Source organism: Rhodovulum kholense, from assembly GCF_003053725.1.
Classification (GTDB): Bacteria; Pseudomonadota; Alphaproteobacteria; order Rhodobacterales; family Rhodobacteraceae; genus Rhodovulum; species Rhodovulum kholense.
The window spans coordinates 46427-64066 of record NZ_QAYC01000019.1; the positions used below are offsets into that span (position 1 = coordinate 46427).

A 17640-nucleotide genomic window follows, 5' to 3' on the forward strand; every position below is an offset into this window, starting at 1 on the left:
GGCGCAACCTTCCAGAATTGCTGACAATTTTGGCCCTTCCGGGAGCCTGCCCGACTCTGAACCCCCGAAAGACCGACTCTGAACCCACGTCCGGGCGATTCCGAAGCCACGATCTGCGGCTGGACGGGGCGGTTTGTGGATAAGTAGTCTGGGCGTCAATGAAACGACGAATCCCGGCAACAGGGATCGGAAGGGCGATGCGGGCAGTTCAACAGGGACCGGGCGGGCAGACCGGCGGCGGCATGGCTGCGGCCGCGATCGGCGATTTCTTCGTCTGCGATTTTCTGGGGCCGAGCCCCAAGCATGATATCGCGGCGATGGAGCATCCGCTGTTTTCGCTGTCGACCCGGCCCGACCGGCGGATCCTCGATTACGAACATAACGGGGTTCGGGTGACGATCACGCCTTCGGTCCGGGGCCGGGCCACGATCTTCGACGCCGATATCCTGATCTTCTGCATCAGCCAGCTGATGGCGGCGCTGAATGCCGGAAGGCCGACCTCGCGGCATCTGACGCTGACCGCCCATGACCTGCTGCTGGCCACCAACCGCGAGACCAGCGGCGACGGCTACAAGCGGCTTCGCGAAGCCTTCGAGCGGCTGGTCGGGACCCGCATCACCACCAACATCGCCACCGGCGATGTCGAGACGACGACCGGCTTCGGGCTGATCGACAGCTGGGAGATCGTGCGCCGGACCCGGGCCGGGCGGATGGTCTCGGTCTCGGTCACGCTCAGCGAATGGCTTTATCGCGCGGTGCTGGCGAAATCGGTGCTGACGCTCAGCCGCGATTATTTCCAGCTGCGCAAGCCGCTCGAGCGGCGGATCTACGAGCTGGCGCGCAAGCATTGCGGGCGTCAGCCCGAATGGCGGATCTCGATCCCGGTGCTGTGGAAGAAGACCGGATCGGCCAGCCCGGTGCGGGTGTTCCGCGCGATGGTGCGCGAGATCCTGCGCGAGGACCGGCTGCCCGAATACCGCCTGGCCGAGGAGCCGGGCGACATTCTTTGCGTGCGGCGCCGCGACGAGGTGATCGAGCGGGGGACGGGGCCGGATGGCCCGCCCCCGGTGCTGTCGCCCGAGGCGCTCGAGACGGCGCGGGCGCGGATGCCCGGCGCCGATGTCTATGCGCTCGAGGCGCAATGGCGCGGGGTCTGGGCCGCCAGCGGCCGGCCCCGCATCCGCCAGCCCGACCGCGCCTTCCTGGCCTGGATCGAAAAGCGCCGGACCGAGGATTGAGCCGCGTGGGGCCGGCTCAGGTCCGGTCGTAGATGTCCTGATAGCGGACGATGTCATCCTCGCCCAGATAGGCCCCGGTCTGCACCTCGATCAGATACATCGGCAGCTTGCCCGGATTGGCCATCCGGTGGACGGTGCCAAGCGGGATGTAGACCGACTGGTTTTCGGTCACCAGCCGGACCTCTTCGCCGATGGTGACCTCGGCCGTGCCCGAGACCACGATCCAGTGTTCCGAACGGTGATGGTGGCTTTGCAGGCTCAGCACGCCGCCCGGCTTGACCATGATCCGCTTCACCTGGAAGCGGGTGCCAAGGCAGAGGGTCTCGTACCAGCCCCAGGGCCGGTGGAACCGGGGATACTGGTCGGCCTGGGCGATCCCGTCGGCGCGCAGCGTCTCGACCACGGTCTTGACCTCCTGGGCGCGGGACTTGTCGGCCACCAGCACCGCATCGCGCATCGCCACCGCGACCACGCCCTCGAGCCCGAGCCCGACAAGCTGCATGCTCTCATCCTCGGACCGCAGATAGCTGTCGCGGCAATCGATCGCCGTCACCGCCCCGTCGGTCACCACCCCGGCTGCATCCGGTCCTGCCGCCGCCCAAAGCGCATCCCAGGAGCCGAGATCGGACCACCCGCCCTCGAGCGGCACCGCCATCACCCGGTCGGCCTTTTCCATCACCGCATAATCGAAGGAGATTGCCCGCGCCCCGGCATAGGCCGCCTCGGCCAGCCGGAAGAAGCCCAGATCGGTCTGCCCCTCGGCGATGGCCGCGCGGCAGGGCGCCAGCAACTCGGGGGCGTGGGTTTCGAAGGCCGCGATGGCGTCGGCGGCGCGAAAGAGGAAGATCCCCGCATTCCAGAGATAGGTGCCCGCCGCCAGCATCGCCCGGGCGGTGGCAAGGTCGGGCTTCTCGCGAAAGCTGGTCAGCGGCACCGGCGCGGTGCCCGCGGGCGGCGCGGTCAGCTCGAGATAGCCATAGCCGGTCTCGGGCCGGTCGGGGGTGATGCCGAAGGTCACCAGCGCGCCCGCGCAGGCGGCCGGGCGCCCGGCCTCGACTGCGGCCAGGAAGGCGGGCAGGTCGGCGATGACGTGATCGGAGGGCGCGACCAGCATCAGCGCCTCGGGATCGTCCCGCTCCAGCAGAAGGGCGGCCGCCAGGATCGCCGGGGCGGTGTCGCGCCCCAGAGGCTCGACCACCACCCGCGCGTCGCTCAGCCCGATCTCGGCGGCCTGTTCGGTCGCCATGAAGCGGAACTCGTTGCCGGTCATCACCAGGGGCGCTGCGAAGCCACCGCCCGAGAACCGCCGCAAGGTGCGCTGATAAAGGCTTTCGCGCCCGATCAGCGGGGCGAACTGCTTGGGATAGGCCTTGCGCGAGGACGGCCAGAGCCGGGTCCCCGACCCGCCGCACAGGATGACTGGATGGATCACGTCTGGCTCCCCGCTTGCCGCTGACTGGGGGCAGCAAACACGCGGACGCGCCCCGGGGCAAGGCCCCGCGCGCGCAGCCGGGCGCGGACGCAGCGGGACCCTCCCGGGCGCGAGGGGCCCGGCCGCCTCGGGGCCTCAGCCCGGTTCGTGCAGCACGCGCCGGCGCATCACCGCAAGCGACGGGGACTTCGTGTGCTCGATCAGCTCGAAGGTTTCGGCAAAGCCTCCATCCTCGCGCGCGGCCCAGCCGCCGACCCCGTACCAGTCGGCGATGTAGTCGATCCGGCTGTTCACGACATAGGCCAGCACGTTGCCCTCACGCCGCCGCGCCTCCAGCGCCTCGGGGTTCACCTTGCCGTCGAGATTGATCGTGCGGTCGTGCCAGTAGCCGAGCGTGCCGGTCTGCACGGCGGCGACCCAGGCGCTGTCGGGCACGTTCCGTTCGACCCAGTCGACCACCTGCATGTGACCCTGTTCCTGCGCACCGGGCAGCAGCAGCCGACCCAGCAGCAGCACGCACAGCCCTATCGCGGCCGATCCGGTCCAGATCGCGGGGCGCAGCCCCCGCGTGCGGAAAAGCCAGCGCGACAGGTCGGCCAGCACCCAGAGCGAGGCGATGATGCAAAGCGGCGCCAGCGGAGCCAGATAACGGCTCATGAAATGGGGCGCGCCGAACCAGAGCCCGTAATAGCCGCTGACCATCGCCCCGAACAGAAGATAGGCCAGCACCATCAGCCGGACCGGCCGGCTGGCCCGGGTGAAGACGCCGATCAGGAACCATGCCAGCACGCCAAGGCTGACGGCGGTGGCGATCGCGATCACCGGCAGCGTCTTTTCCAGCGGGTTGGGAACCGGCAGCATCGGCATGAAATATTCGAAGATCTTGACCGGCAGCACGCCCAGATTCTGGCCGAACTCGGCCGCCATCGACTGCGCCGTGCCGCTGACCGGCATGATCGAGCCGAAGCGGATCTGGTTGTTCAGCAGCCAGGGCGCGGCGACGAGGATCGAGATCAGGCCCGAGGGCACGATCCGGGCCGCCACCGTCCGGATCGGGTCGCGGCGCAGCAAAAGCCCGTCGATGGCCCAGACCAGATAGACCGCGACCAGCAGGAAGACCGCGTCGATCCGGGCCAGGAAGGCGATGCCGCCCATCAGCCCGAAACCCAGATGCCAGGCCCAGCCAAGCGGCGCCTCGCGCCGCAAGAGCCGCAGGAACATCAGCAGCACGGCCAGTACCATGGCGCTGTAAAGCCCGGTCTCGAGCCCGTTCATCGTGTGCAGCAAGAGAAGTGGCGAGAGATACCACAAAAGCGCCGCGATCCAGGGCAGGGCCGGGGCCTGGCCCTCGGGGTCGAGGATCCGCGCTGCCAGCGCCCGGACCAGAAAGAACCCGGCCACCGACCAGGCGGTCATGATCAGATGGATGCCGATCAGGCTCGTCACCTTGTCGCCGCCGGTTTCCAGATAGGGCAGGGTGAAGAGGAAGGTGGCCAGGGGCTGCACCCCGTTGGTCGGGATGGTGCCGTCCGAGACCGACATCCCGAGCCCGATCGCCATGTTGCGGGCGATGGTCAGCATCAGGTAGCCGTCCTCGGTCATGAAGAATTCCGACAGGGCTGGCTGGCCCGTGACGAGGGGAAAGAGCCGGTAGAGGGTTCCGGCGGCGAAAAGCAGGCCGACAAGGCCGGCAAGCCGGTAAAATGCAATTCGTGACATTGAAACTCGCGTGTTGCCGTGGCGCCGAAGAGATGAGGGCACTTTATCTTGCGACCCCCCGCTTGATAAGGAGAAGCCGTCAAAGCCTCGCCGATATCAGGAACAGCCCGGTGGTCCAGAACCCGCAGCCCGAAACGGGGCTCAAGAAGCGCGCCATGCGGGGGACCGTGTTCTCGCTGGCGGAATTCGGCGCCTCGAACCTGCTTCGCCTCGTCTCGAACCTGATCCTGACCCGGCTGCTCTTTCCCGAGGCCTTCGGGATGATGGCCATCGTGCAGGTCTTCATGAGCGGGCTGCAGATGTTCTCGGACGTGGGCATCCGCACCTCGATCACTCTCAGCAAAAGCGGCGACGACCCGGATTACCTCAACACCGCCTGGACGGTGCAGATCCTGCGGGGCGCGATCCTGTGGCTGGTCGCCTTCGCCATTTCGGGGCCGGTCGCCCGCTTCTACGACGAACCGCTGCTGGCGCAGCTGCTGCCGGTCGTGGCGCTGAACGCGCTGTTTGCAGGCTTCATGTCGACCAATATCGCCACCGCCAACCGGCATCTGCGCCTCGGCCGCCAGACGGCCCTGAATATCGGCTCGCAGGTGCTGGCGCTGGCGCTGAATATCGCGCTGGCCTTCTGGCTCCGTTCGGTCTGGGCTCTGATCTGGGGCGGGCTGGCCAGCACCGTCTTCATGGTGGTGGCCTCGCACACCCTGATGCCCGGGATCCGCAACCGGCTGCGCTGGCACCGCTCTTCGTTCGGCGAGCTGATCCGGTTCGGGAAATGGATCTTTCTCAGCACCATCGCGGGCTTTGCCATGAATCAGGCCGACCGGGCGATTCTGGGCAAGTTCATCACCCTCGACCAGCTTGGCGTCTACACCATCGCCTTCTTCTTCGGAAATCTGCCGATCCTGATGGCGCGGGCGACGCTGGGCAAGATCCTCGGCCCGCTTTACCGGATGCGCCATCCTTCGAAGAGCGAGGCGAACCGGCGCAACGTTCTCAAGGCCCGGCGGCTGGCGGTGGGCGGGCTGGTGGCGATGACTGTGCCGCTGGCCTATGGCGGCGGCCTGCTGATCGAGCTGCTCTACGACCCCCGCTATGTGCTGGCCGGTCCGATGGTGGTGCTGTTCGCCTTCGCCTTGCCGCTGCAGCTGGTTTCGCTGGCCTATGGCGGCATCCTGCTCGCCGTCGGGGATTCGCGGCGCCAGTTCTACCTGACGGCCATGACCGCGACGCTTCAGGTGGCATTGATGCTGGTCGGGGTGATGACGGTCGGTGTCGTGGGCGTGATTCTGGCACCGGCCTTGGCCGCGATGCTGATCTATCCGCTGCGGTCCCGGTATCTCAATCTCTACAATGCCGACGATCCGCTAAGCGACATGATGATGCTGGCCGTGAGCCTTGCCCTGAACGGCTATGCCTGCTGGCTGCACAAGGACGGCCTGCTGCAGCTTCTGTCCTGAACCGCGCCCCGCGGGTCGGATGATGCAGCCGGGCTGCGGCGGCTCTAGGATGGGGCGCGGGCGCGGCGCTGCAGCCGCAGGACCCCGCGCCGCATCCTGCCGTGAAGAAAATCCGGAAGCGCCAGGCCGTTCAGCCTGCGCATGATGCGCAGATGGCGGGCATCGAGCGACTGATTGATGCCGCTTGCCCGCTTGAGATCCTGCTGAACCGCTAGGGGAATGCCGACATGGTCCAGCAGCGCGCCGCCGCTGCCGAACGGATGAGAACGGTCATCCTCCAGCCGGAAGACCTTCACCCGCTCCGGTCCGATTGTCGCCGCGATCCGCGCCGCAACGGCATCGAGATCGGCACCGCCACCGATCTCGGCCAGGAACTCTTCGAAGCTGCCGGCATAGCGGTCCTGCTTGACCGACTGATTGTGGACGCTCCTGAGCCAGGAGGATTCGTCGCGCGTATAAAGCAGGATCTCGACCGGATGGGGGGCGAAGGCCTCCACCATCATCTGCGAAACCTCATGCGCCCTGGGAAACAGCCGGGTCTCGCCGTCCTGACCGATATGAGGACCGAAGAAGGCTTCGTCGGTTATCAGCACAGGGCGGTCGGACCCGGCGACCCTTTGCGCCAGCCGGTCGAGTTCGGCGCGAACGGCCGATGCCTCGCCCCGCCCGGAATTGTAGGCCAGACAGGCCATGCGCAGATCGTAAGTGTCCAGTTCGATACGGTTTATGATCGTCAGATAACAGGAAAGACGCTCTGCATTGTCCCGAAGAACCCGCTGCAGATACGTCGATGCCGTTTTGTGAAAGCCGCAGTGAATATGGGTTTTCATAGGTCTTATCTTACTATCGCAAGGTCCCCTGCCTATCATTTTCTCGTTCGGCTTGGAGCGCTCTGGGCGATCCGCTAGCCTTCGGCCAGCTGCGTTCGCCGAAGGGGGTTTCCGTGTCGTTTGCCAGTGCTCTCCGTCGCCGTGCCCGTCAGGGTTTCGGGACCGCCCTCTGGGCGCTTCGGGACCTGCCCGGAGCCCCCGCCTTCGAGGTTTTCGCCCGGCGGCTCGACCGGGTGAACCGCGCCCATGTGGCCGAGATCCGCAGCCGGGGCGGCGACCCGATGACGCCCAGGGCACCCGGCACCATTCCGAAGATCGTCTGGATCTACTGGGCCCAGGGGCTAGATGAGGCGCCGCCGGTGGTGCAGCGTTGCATTGCCAGCTGGCGCGCCGCCAATCCGGGCTGGGATCTGCGGGTGCTTGATCGCGACGCCGCGGCCGCCCTCGTGGATCTTTCGGACCTGCCCGCGGCGCTGCCCAGGCGGCACGAGGCCGATTTCCTGCGGCTCAGGCTGCTCGAACGCTTCGGGGGGGTCTGGGCGGATGCCACCGTCTTCTGTCACCGGCCGCTGGAGGCCTGGCTGCCGCTGCTGGCCGGATCCGGCTTCTTCGTGTTCCGCGATCCCGGTCCGGACCGCTGGCTGTCGACCTGGTTCATCGCCGCGGCGCCGGGACATCCGCTGATCACCGCCTGGGCGCAGCAATACGGTGACTATCTGATCGCCCGGCGGCGCCCGCCCGGGCCCTATTTCATGGTGATGTACGCCTTCCAGTTCGCGGTCTCCCGGTCTCCGGAGTTGATGCGGGAATGGCGCTGCTGTTCGGGGCTTTGGGCGGTGCCGAGCTTTCGTCTGATGGCGGCCCTCGAGGGACAGGCCGGGGCCGAGGAGGCCGCGACCGAAAGTTTGCGGCGCGGCCTGCCCGTCAGCAAGCTGAACTGGAAAAAGCCGTTCGATCCGGTTCGTTTCGACGCGATCCTCGGGGCGGCAGATGTCAAGCGGGACGCCGTCTGACCGGAGCCCGTCACTTGTATTCGATCAGCCTGGTGCTGCGGCCGGTCAGCCGGTTGAGATGGAACTGCACCACGCCAAGCGCCTCGGGCAGCTTGGCAAGCGTCAGGAACAACGCGCGCCGCCAGCCGATGCCGCGCAGGCCCAGCCGCAGCACCTGCAGCGGCCAGACCAGCAGCAGCGCCAGACCCCAGGGGCCAAGCACCAGAGCCGCAAGCGCCGCCGCCAGCGGCACGCCCAGCCCCCAGATCAGCGCCCGGCGCCTCTGCGCGACATTGTGGCGTTCGGGGCGCGCGCCATGCAGATGAGCGCCCTCGGCATAGGCATGGCCCGCGCGGCGGGCGCGGGTCCACCACTGGCCGAACCGGGTCATCGCGGCGTCATGCCAGGTCATTTCGGCGTCGAGCCGCCAGATCTCCCAACCCGCCTGGCGCAGCCGCACGCACAGCTCGGGCTCTTCGCCCGCGATCAGGGCGGGGTTGTAGAACCCGACCGCCACCAGCGCCTCGAGCCGCATCATCGCATCGCCGCCGCAGGCCCGCGCCCGGCCGACCGGCGTGTCCCATTCGGCATCGATCAGCCCGTTCCAGAGCGTGGCCTCGGGAAACCGCTCGCGCCGGCGGCCGCAGGCCACGGCGGCGGCGGGGGTCGCGTCGAGAAAGGCCCGCGCGGTCTCGATCCAGCCCTCGCGCAGCTCGCAATCGCCGTCGACCAGCTGGACATGACGGGGCAGGGGGCCGGTTCCGGTCAGCCGGGCCAGACCGGCATTGCGCGCCCGGGCGGCGGTGAAGGGCTGGCTGCGGTCAAGCTCGACCACCTCGGCGCCGCGCTGGCGGGCGGCCTCGAGGCTGCCATCGGTCGAGCCGGAATCGACATAGACGATCCGCGCCACCCGCCCGGCCAGCGAGTCGAGACAGCGGATCAGCCGTGCGCCCTCGTTGCGGCCGATGACGACCGCGGCCAGGTCTGTCGGGGCGGTCTGGTCCGGCGGGGTCATGGCGCGAGGAACGGATAGCAGAGCCCGAGCGCCGGATCGTCGGGGAAGACCCGGGCCAGTGCGTCGCGGTCGGCGGCGAAGATGGGGATCAGCCGGGCGCGGGCGGCCTCGGACAGTTCGGGGCGGCGGGTGATGCTGCGCGCGCGCCGCACCCGTTCGCGCAGCGCCTTCGGCACCAGCGCATGGCGCAGGGCCCTGGCCAGCGGGTTGTCGACCAGCACGCGCTGGAAGGGCAACTTGCGGAACCGTTCGGCCGAGACGTTGCGCGCGCCCAGACCGGTCTGCCAGACGGGGGGCGTTTCCAGCCCGATAAAGGCACTGATCCGGCCCAATTCGCCCTCCGGATCGGCCTTCAGCCCCTCGAGGCTGGTCAACAGGATCCGGTCGGGTCCGAAGGTGTCGGCGAAGGGCGCGATCTGCATGCCATAGCGCCCGTACTCGGTCAGGGTCGGGTGCCGGTCCAGCGCGGTTTCCAGATCGCTGCGGATCTCGCCGGTGGTCCATTCATGGATGTAATGCGAGACCGCCCGGTCCAGCGGGTTGCGGATCATGTAGATCAGCTTCGGCGCCGGGCCCGCCGCGGCCAGTCGGCGCACGGTGTCGGGATAGGTCGGCAGCTTGGTGTAATGGGTGCTGGCCTCGCCCTTCAGGGCCCCCGGCGGCGCGGCGGCGAAAAGCCCGGCATACCAGTCCGGGCCGCGGGCATGGATCTCGTCGTCCGAGAAGAAGTTCGGCTCTTTCGGATCGGTCAGGAACAGCCCCGGCTGGGCCGCAAGCTGCGCCGCCAGCGTGGTGGTGCCGCTTTTCATGGCGCCGATGATGATGAAATCGGGATGGGTCATGTCTCGTGCGGGGCCAGTCGGGGGCCGAGCGGGTCGGCGGCGTTGATCCAGAGGTCGCGGGCCTCGCCCTCGAGCGGAGGCTGCCCCCCGGGGCGGCGGGCGAGGCGGCGCAGCAGCGCAAGCCCGCGTCCGGCATGCCACATCAGGTTCGCGGCCCAGAGACCTGCCAGCCCATGCGCCTGATACAGGAAGCGCGTGCGCGAGGCGTAGTAATAGGGCGGCAACCGCTTGCGGGCATTCCGGAGCGTCTTGACCGGCCCGGACCCGCCGCGGAAATGCACCGCGACCGCCTCGGGCACCCGGGCGATGCGCCAGCCCGCACGGCGCGCACGCAGGCAGTATTCGGCGTCCTCGTAATAGAGGAAATAGCCCTCGTCCATCGGCCCGAGCGCGGCCGTCATCTCGCCTCTCAGCAGGATGCAGGCGAAGCTTGCCCATTCGATTTGGGCCGGAACAGGCTCTGTTCCGAGCGAGACCTCGAAGCGGCGCAGCGCCCGGGTGACAAGCCCGGTATTGGCGCCGCGGATCAGTTCGCTCAGCGGCGAATGGAACCGGAAACAGCTGTCCTGGGTCTCGCCGCTGTCGCGCAGGATGCGCGGCGCGAAGAGCCCGGCTTCCGGTTGGGCTTCGGCGGCGGCCAGGATGGTGCGGCAAAACCCCGGCCGCAGCACCGCGTCGGAATTGAGCAGCAGGTAGAACCGGGCGGGCTTCGCCGCCATGCCCTGATTGTGCCCGCCCGAAAAGCCGGTATTCGCGGCCGAGCGGACCAGCGTCACCGGCACGCCGGGATGGGCGTCGAGCCAGTCCTGAAGCACGGTTTCGGATCCGTCGCCCGAGGCGTTGTCGACGATCACGACATGGCCGTCGATCCCGTCGAGATCCTCCAGCACCGACGCGAGGCAGGTCAGGGTCATGTCCGCGGTGCGGTAATTGATGATCGAGACGACAAGGCGGTGGGTCATCCGCGGCGGCTCCGGCTGTGCAGGGTGGTCTGTCGGGTATAGGGCGTGGTGCGCATCGCGGGCTGCGGCGGGCTGTCGCCGGGGATGTCGCTGTCTTCGCCGGACGATGTGCGGCCCCGTCCCCGGGGTTTCTGCCCCTTGGCCGGAGGATCTGCGACGGTTTCCGCGGTGGCCCGAGCCAAAGCCGCGGCCGGTTCCAGCCGTCCGGCCAGGGCTCCGGCGATCAGCCAGGTGATCGGGGTCAGGCTCGAATTGGGGATCATGTCGCTCAGATTGGCGACCAAGACCAGCGCCAGCACCGCTGTGCTGGCCTCCACCTGGCGCGGCCGCCGCGCGAGAAGTAGGATCGGCACCGTCAGCAGGCCGAATTTTCCCATATAGCCGATCAGTCCGGATTCGCCGATCACGACCACCCAGACCCCGTCGGTCACGCTGAGATCGCGCCCGGTCTCGGGATCGAAGACGCGGTTCCGGGCGAAGGAACTCCAGCCCAGAACAGGACGCTGCATCGCCTTTTCAAGCAGGATGTCCTCGTTCACGAGCCGGTATTTCAGGGAGCCCGCCCGGTCTTCGCCGCTGAATTTCTCGAAGAGTCCCACCACCTGGTCGGTGGGGATCAGATCGGCGCTGCGCAACAGCGGATAGAACAGCACGGTCCCGGCCAGCGCCGCCGCGATCACGATCTGCAGCCGGGTGCTGAGAAACAGCGCCACAGGCACCAGAAGCAGCCCGATCGCCAGGGCGCCCAGGTTCTTGGACAGGACCAGCGTGCCGAACAGCCAGGCCCCGGCCAGCAGACAGACGCTCCGCCGGCGCCGGTCGATCCGCGACAGCCCGCAGGCGACCAGCGTGGCCATGGTCAGGAAGATCCCGAGCCGCAGCCCGTGTTCGAGAAAGACCATCGGGCGGTAGCCGTTCCCGCGCAGGTGCTGGATCCAGGCGGATGGCCGGAAACCGTAGACCATCATGTTGAGTTGCGGCGACATCCGCACCTCGAAAAGGGCCAGTCCGGCATAGACCGAGGCGAACAGGCACAGCCCCCAGAGCAGCACGCGCCGCCCGGCCTCGTCCGCCAGCATCCGCCGCCCCAGCAGGAAGGGCAGCAGTGCCACCGCCATGGCCAGCACCATGGAGCCGGCATCGTAGGGGCCAAGCCCGCGCCGCACCGTCGGGCCGTAGACCAGCGTGTCGTTGTTGACCAGGGCGCTCAGTCCGACCGACAGAACAGCGACGATGAAGAGCGCGCGCATCAGCGGATGGCCCGGGGTCCATCCCGGCAGGATCAGTCCTGTGCCTTGCGCGGCCGTTGACCAGGGGCGGGCTGCCACCCGGGCGGCGACAATGGCCGTCATGACCGCCGCGACGATGACGGGAAGGGAATGCTTGTTGAGCGTGGGCAGAAGCGGCAGGTCGAAGCTGGCTTTCACCGGGAGGAACAGATAGGCCCCCAGCAGGCAGCAGACCAGGGCCTGGGCCGGCCGCAGGGCCCGGAACAGGATCACCGTGACGACGATCCAGCTCCAGAGCGCGAGCATCGGCGGCACCATTGCTCAGCCTCCCCGCGTCAGCCGCCGACACAGCGCCCGGCGGGTCAGACCGGGCAGGACGATCAGGCAGTCCAGATAGCGCCGGCCAAGCCGGGCCGGATCGGACAGCATCCGCCAGAGCCATTCCGCCGCGATCCGGCGCACCCAGCGGGGCGCGCGGCGCTGGTGGCCCGCCACGAAATCGAGGCTCGCCCCGATCGACAGGAACCCGGTGCCGGGCAGGCGGGGGGCGGCGCGGGCCGCAAAGCGTTCCTGCTTGGGCGCGCCGAGCGCCACCAGGCAGATCCGCGCGCCAGACCGGCCGAGATCCTCGATCATCGCGTCGGCCGCCGCGCCCTCGGGGTCGAACCCCATCGGCGGGGCCAGGGTCGCGACCACCCGCAGCCCCGGATAGTCGGCCTCGACCACCTCCTTGGCCCGGTCCAGCGTCTCGGCGGTCGAGCCGAGAAACGCGACCGGCAGCCCCAGCCGCGCGGCCAGTGCGAAGACCGGGCCGATCAGGTCGGAGCCGGGCACCAGCTCGACCTGCTGTCCGGCCAGACGCGACAGCCAGACGATCGGGTTGCCGTCGGCGGTGACATGGCTCTGGGCCAGATAGGCGGCGCGGAAGGCCGGATCGCGCGACAGCTTGACCACGTGGTCGAGATTGAGCGTGGCGACGGAAAACCCCTCGCCCCGGACCAGCCGGGCCTCGAGATCGGCCAGCAGCCCGGCCATCGAGGCCACCGTGACGGTGACCGCGCGATCGGTGCCGCCGCCGGTCGGGCTCCAGCCCATCATCGCCGCAGCCCCTGCATCGAACCCCGGACGCCTGTGTCTTGCCGCTGCATGTCCACCGCTACCATCACGCGCCCGCGGGGGGCTTTTCTTCCGGGTTGCGCCACCCGGAGACGTCTCGGGACGGGACCGGAAACACGGTCTTCGGCATACGAAAAACGGCCGCGGATGGCGAGTGCGAATCTGCTTTAGATCAGGTCCGTTACAATTCCGGTAAGGGGTGCCGCCCCCTGTGCATTCTGTATCTGGGGAAACGGTAGATGCGTTCTGGTGCGATCGTCCTCAATTCCGCAAAGCGTCATCAAGGCGTCTTCCCCGACCGGACCGGAGGGCCGCCGCCGTAGTTTCGCCTTACGTTTCCGTGACCGCCGCCGGGCGGTTCGCAGTTCAATTCGAGGGGGCCTTCGGGTATAACCTGCCCGAGTTTGAGCAGGGTTCGAGTTTGAGCAAGGATTGATCCGGATGTCGATTTCCAACGAGGCTCTGTCCTCTCGCCGACAGAGCCGCGCGTTTTCCGGATTGGGCCTGTTCTGGCTGGCGGTGGCCGTTCTGGGGGCGGGGCTGTTCTTCCGGCCCGGGCTCGATGCGCTGCTTGTGGCCTGGCAGAAGCCCGAATACAGCCACGGTCCGCTGATCCCGGTCCTGTCAGGGCTGCTGTTCCTGCGCCAGCTGAAAACCGTGCCCGAACGCCCGGGCGAGATCCCGCATCGCTGGCCGGGGGTTCTGGTGGTCCTGCTGGCGCTGATGCTGGGCGCGGTCGGGCGGATCTCGAATATCGACGACATCGTCGCCTATGCGCTGATCGTCTGGGTCGGCGGGCTGCTGCTGATCAGCTTCGGCTGGTCGACGGGCAAGCATTTCTGGCCGCCGGTGCTGCATCTGGTCTACATGCTGCCGCTGCCCGACACGCTGTATTACAAGGCCACCACCTGGCTGCAGTTCATTTCCTCCGAGCTCGGGGTCTGGTTCCTCGGTCTGCTGGCGGTGCCGGTCTATCTCGAGGGCAACATCATCGACCTCGGGGTCTACAAGCTGCATGTGGCCGAGGCCTGTTCGGGGCTGCGCTATCTCTTTCCGATCCTGTCCTTCAGCTACATCTTCGCGGTGCTCTATCGCGGGCCGGTCTGGCACAAGGCGGTGCTGCTGCTCTCGGCGGCGCCGATCACGGTGCTGATGAACGCGGTCAGGATCGCGATCGCGGGCTGGATGGTCGACCATTTCGGCGTCGAGTGGGTCGAGGGCTTCACCCATTTCTTCGAGGGCTGGGTGATCTTCATCATCTGTGTGGCGATCCTGTTCGCCCTGGCCCGGATCATGCTGTTCCTGCATCCCGCGAAGATGAGCCTGACCGAGGCGCTCGATCTCGACACCGAGGGGCTGGTGCCGCAATTCCTGCGGCTGCGCCTGGTGCAGCCGTCCCTGGCGCTGATCGCGGCCGCGGGGCTGATGCTGGCCGGGGTCGGGGCGCTGCAGATGCTGCCCGATCGCGGCGCCGTCGCGGTCGCGCGCGACAGCTTCGTCACCTTCCCGCGCCGGTTCGGCGACTGGCAGCAGGACGGCCCGCCCACGGTGCTGGCCCCCGACATCGCCCGGGCGCTGCAGGCCGATGACTATCACTCGATCACCCTGGTCAACCCCGACAGCCCCGCCTATGTGGGCGTCTTCCTGGCCTGGTATGCCGACCAGAGCCATGGCGGGGTGCATCCGCCCGAGGTCTGCCTGCCCGCGGGCGGCTGGGAGATTGCCTGGCTCGAACGCACCGACGTCGCCTCCGAACTGGACAGCGCCCAGCCCTTCCACCTGAACAAGGCGATCATCCAGAAGGGCGAGGTCCGGATGATGGTCTATTACTGGTTCGACCAGAAGGGCCGGAAGGTGGCCTGGGACTTCGCCGCCAAGCTCTGGCTGATCGTCGACGGGTTGCGGACCGGGCGGACCGACGGGGCGCTGGTGCGCCTGACCACGCCGATCCTGCCCGAGGAAAGCGACGCCGACGCGGCGGCGCGGCTCGACGGCATCCTGAAGGACATGGCCCCGCAGCTGCCCAGGTTCATCCCGGAAGATTGAGGCTTTCATGACTTTCGGACCGGACCGGATCTCGTCATGAAGATCCTTTTCCTGCAGACGGGCGACTATCTGGAGGCCTGGCGCCGTTTCGAGGCGGGCAGCCCCGAAACCTATCACGAACAGAAACGGACGGTGGAGTTCGTCGCCGCCATGGCGCCCGATCACGAGGTCACGGTCGCCACGCTGTCGAAGACCCCGCATGACACGCGGCTTGCGCCCGGGCTGCGGACCCTCGGGGTGTCCCTCCAGCAGATGTATGCGCCCGGTTTCGGACGTCGGCTGATCGAGGAGGTCTGCCCGGACGCCTTCCTGCCGCGCCTGCCCCATATCGACGCGATCGAGGCCGCGGCCGCGCGCCGGATCCCGACCCTGCCTTGCCTCGCGGATGTGATGACCCGGCCCCGGGCCCGCGCGCTTGTCACCCGGTCCGGGCTGGCCGCGCTGCGGCGCAACCGGCGTCTGTCGCGGGTTCTGGCCGCGCCAGCGGTGACCGCCATCGGCAATCACAGTCTGCTGGCCTCGCGGTCGCTGCACGAGGTTCTGGGACTGGCCCGGGACCGGATCGTGCCCTGGGAATGGACCCGGCTTGAAACCGGCATCCCGCCACGCCGGCATGCCGCGCTCGTAGAACCGCCGACGGTCCTTTTCGTGGGCACCCATACCGAGGCGAAAGGCGCGGGCGATCTGCTCGAGGCGGCACTGATGCTCTTGGGCGGGGGGCTGGATCTGCGGGTGGTGCTGGCCGGGGACGGCCCCGAGCGTGCCGCTTATCTGGCCCGGGTCGAGGCCGCGCATGAGAGCGCCCGCATCTTGTTGCCCGGCCGGATTCCCAAGGACGAGGTCCGCGCCCTGATGCGCCGGGCCGCGATCGCGGTCATGCCCTCGCGGCCGGCCTATGCCGAGGGGCTGCCCAATACCGTGGTCGAGGGGCTGGCCCATGGGCTGCCGCTGGTGGTCAGCGACCATCCTTCGGTCAAGGCCCGGCTCAGGCACGAAACCGACTGCCTGATCTTTCGCGCGGGCGATCCCGGCGATCTTGCCGCCCAGATCCGTCGCCTTCTGGAAGATCCGCCGCTTTACGACCGCATCTCCGCCCATGCGGCTGCGGCCTATGACCGGCTGTTCGTCGGGCTGCCCTGGTACGATCTGGTCGGCCGCTTCCTGGCCGATCCGGACAACCGGACTGGCTGGGTCAGGACGGCCTCGCTGGCGGCGGTCGATCCCTGACCGGGCGCGGGGACCGCGGAAGCCCCAGCGCCGCCAGCGCGATCAGCAGCGGACCGGTCAGTTCCAGCACCATGTTGGTTCGCACCGACAACAGCGTGGGCATCCCGAGCAGGTGGTCGAAATGGTGAAACCCCGCCGCCCGGATCAGCACGAAGGCCGACACGAAAGAGAGCCCGACAATCGCCACAGCCGAGCGCCGCAGCGTTCCCCGCAGCAGCCACAGCAATCCCAGCAGGACCAGCAGCGACAGGGCTCCGATCGCGGCGATGAACTCGGTCTGCACCGCCCGCCGCTCTGCGTACCAGCCCTGCAGCTTGGCCAGGCAGCGCCCGGTGGCCGTCAGCGCCGATTGCAGGTCGAGCTGCTTGTTGATCGCCAGCAGCAGCAGCGCCAGGGCGACGAGGCTCCAGAAGACCCGCTCGCGCCGGGCGCTCGGCTTCGGGAAGGCGGCCGTGCGGGCGGCGCGCAGGGCCAGGGCCGCCACCGCCAGATAGACCGCGACCGTGGTCCAGCCCTGCCAGGTCGGATCGCCGATCCCGGGCCGCCAGGTTCCGAACACGCAGGAATAGATGTCTTGCACGGCGCCCCCGGTCCGAAAGTTCATCCCCGTCGGCACCCAGTCTAACCGGTTCGGCTGAGGCCGGGGACAGGCGGATTGTCCTTGCGCCCGATCCGCGCCGTGATTCTCGAATTCGGGTCGGACAAAGCCAAATTGTTGACAGAAACGCAAATGTCGCGGCCTTCACGGCTGGATTGTTCGGCTTTGCTTATCTAATCGGCAAGGCTGCGCCGAATTCCGCATCGCCGGCCTTTGCCGCAAGCGGGTTTTTGCCCAACGTCTCTCTGCTCTTTACGTCCTCCGGTGAATCGTTAACCACCCTCTGGACGATATCCCCGCATGTCTCCTTCACCTTGAAAGGCGCCCGATGAGACGACTTCTCCAGCTTGTTATGGCCCTGTTCGGAGCCATGGGCCTGTTCGGAAGTTCGACCGCAGGCGCCCTGGTGCTGCGGGGGATCGCCGCGAGCGACGAGGGCATCGAGAAGGTCGATTCCGAAGCGTCGCCGGGCGGCGCGGGCACCGAAGACGCCGCCACGCCTTCGGCCGGTGACACTCCCGCTGCGGGGATGGACGAAACGGCAGAGCCGGCGGCGGAGTCCGGCGAAGATCCGGCGGACGCGGTCGAGGCGGGAGCGGTCCTGAGTGGCGAGACGGAATTCATCTCTCCTGACGGCTGGGTCTCGACGGGGCACAATTCGGCTGACGACATTGCATCCCGTTTCGCCTCCGGGGTCGAAAGCCCCGATCTCGCCGAGGTCCTGGAGCCTGCGACCGGGCTGGGCATCGCGTCTTCCGCCTCGGGTCTTTCCGTCCTGAACCCTGTTCTTCTGAAGTTCGCGGCCCTGATGACGATCGACCCTGCGACGCTTGTGAAGAGCGATGGGGGGTCGGTGCCGGATGGGGGGAGCCCGGACGAGACGCCGGACGGGGGTCCTGATGTGGTCGATCCCGTGGACGAGACGCCGGATCAG

The 17640-nt window shown here is 68.1% G+C and carries 15 protein-coding genes; 6 read left to right on the forward strand and 9 right to left on the reverse strand.

Annotated features, from left to right (window positions below; translation table 11 throughout):
• The first annotated feature begins 197 nt into the window (after window positions 1-197).
• Entirely contained in the window at window positions 198-1238 is a 1041-nt protein-coding gene (locus C8N38_RS18205) for a replication initiator protein A (RefSeq protein ID WP_425440055.1), read from the forward strand.
• A gap of 16 nt (window positions 1239-1254) precedes the next feature.
• On the opposite strand, the gene C8N38_RS18210 is transcribed toward C8N38_RS18205, so the two are convergent.
• A complete protein-coding gene (locus C8N38_RS18210; protein WP_108028565.1) occupies window positions 1255-2670 on the reverse strand; it encodes a mannose-1-phosphate guanylyltransferase/mannose-6-phosphate isomerase in 1416 nt (471 codons plus the stop codon).
• Window positions 2671-2805: 135 nt separating this feature from the next.
• Window positions 2806-4389, reverse strand: a complete 1584-nt coding sequence (locus C8N38_RS18215; protein ID WP_245895798.1) for a hypothetical protein — start codon at window positions 4387-4389, stop codon at window positions 2806-2808.
• A 110-nt stretch (window positions 4390-4499) separates the two neighbouring features.
• Here C8N38_RS18215 and C8N38_RS18220 point away from each other — a divergent pair, with 110 nt between their 5' ends.
• Entirely contained in the window at window positions 4500-5849 is a 1350-nt protein-coding gene (locus C8N38_RS18220) for an oligosaccharide flippase family protein (protein ID WP_158272386.1), read from the forward strand.
• 44 nt (window positions 5850-5893) lie between these two features.
• Here the strand turns inward: C8N38_RS18220 and C8N38_RS18225 are convergent, their stop codons facing one another.
• Complete coding sequence (locus tag C8N38_RS18225; RefSeq protein WP_146176309.1) at window positions 5894-6718, reverse strand: hypothetical protein; 825 nt, start codon at window positions 6716-6718, stop codon at window positions 5894-5896.
• 74 nt (window positions 6719-6792) lie between these two features.
• Here C8N38_RS18225 and C8N38_RS18230 point away from each other — a divergent pair, with 74 nt between their 5' ends.
• A complete protein-coding gene (locus tag C8N38_RS18230; protein ID WP_108028567.1) occupies window positions 6793-7692 on the forward strand; it encodes a capsular polysaccharide synthesis protein in 900 nt (299 codons plus the stop codon).
• 10 nt (window positions 7693-7702) lie between these two features.
• Here the strand turns inward: C8N38_RS18230 and C8N38_RS18235 are convergent, their stop codons facing one another.
• Genes C8N38_RS18235 through C8N38_RS18255 form a run of 5 tightly spaced genes read right to left on the reverse strand, consistent with a single transcriptional unit; the run spans window position 7703 to window position 12817 of the window.
• Window positions 7703-8686: a glycosyltransferase family 2 protein gene (locus C8N38_RS18235; protein WP_108028568.1), complete on the reverse strand. Its 984-nt coding sequence runs from the start codon at window positions 8684-8686 to the stop codon at window positions 7703-7705.
• The gene (locus C8N38_RS18240; protein WP_108028569.1) at window positions 8683-9528 is read right to left on the reverse strand and encodes a sulfotransferase family protein; all 846 of its coding nucleotides are present in this window, start codon (window positions 9526-9528) and stop codon (window positions 8683-8685) included. The genes C8N38_RS18235 and C8N38_RS18240 overlap by 4 nt, the downstream gene beginning before the upstream one ends.
• On the reverse strand, window positions 9525-10490 hold the full coding sequence (locus C8N38_RS18245; RefSeq protein ID WP_108028570.1) for a glycosyltransferase family 2 protein: 966 nt from the start codon (window positions 10488-10490) through the stop codon (window positions 9525-9527). The genes C8N38_RS18240 and C8N38_RS18245 overlap by 4 nt, the downstream gene beginning before the upstream one ends.
• Window positions 10487-12037 (reverse strand): hypothetical protein, encoded by a 1551-nt coding sequence (locus C8N38_RS21750; RefSeq protein WP_158272387.1) that lies wholly within the window; start codon window positions 12035-12037, stop codon window positions 10487-10489. The genes C8N38_RS18245 and C8N38_RS21750 overlap by 4 nt, the downstream gene beginning before the upstream one ends.
• A gap of 3 nt (window positions 12038-12040) precedes the next feature.
• Window positions 12041-12817: a WecB/TagA/CpsF family glycosyltransferase gene (locus C8N38_RS18255; RefSeq protein WP_108028571.1), complete on the reverse strand. Its 777-nt coding sequence runs from the start codon at window positions 12815-12817 to the stop codon at window positions 12041-12043.
• A gap of 459 nt (window positions 12818-13276) precedes the next feature.
• Here C8N38_RS18255 and xrtD point away from each other — a divergent pair, with 459 nt between their 5' ends.
• Together xrtD and C8N38_RS18265 are read left to right on the forward strand one after the other, a co-directional pair.
• Complete coding sequence (gene xrtD, locus C8N38_RS18260; protein ID WP_108028572.1) at window positions 13277-14881, forward strand: VPLPA-CTERM-specific exosortase XrtD; 1605 nt, start codon at window positions 13277-13279, stop codon at window positions 14879-14881.
• Between the two features lie 36 nt (window positions 14882-14917).
• Entirely contained in the window at window positions 14918-16108 is a 1191-nt protein-coding gene (locus tag C8N38_RS18265) for a glycosyltransferase family 4 protein (RefSeq protein ID WP_108028573.1), read from the forward strand.
• Here C8N38_RS18265 and C8N38_RS18270 read toward each other — a convergent pair.
• The gene (locus tag C8N38_RS18270) at window positions 16074-16688 is read right to left on the reverse strand and encodes an isopropylmalate isomerase (RefSeq protein WP_146176310.1); all 615 of its coding nucleotides are present in this window, start codon (window positions 16686-16688) and stop codon (window positions 16074-16076) included. The genes C8N38_RS18265 and C8N38_RS18270 overlap by 35 nt on opposite strands.
• Window positions 16689-17034: 346 nt before the next feature.
• Between C8N38_RS18270 and C8N38_RS18275 the strand changes: the two genes are divergently transcribed.
• A partial coding sequence (locus C8N38_RS18275) for a hypothetical protein (protein WP_146176311.1) occupies window positions 17035-17640 on the forward strand: 606 nt, incomplete at its 3' end.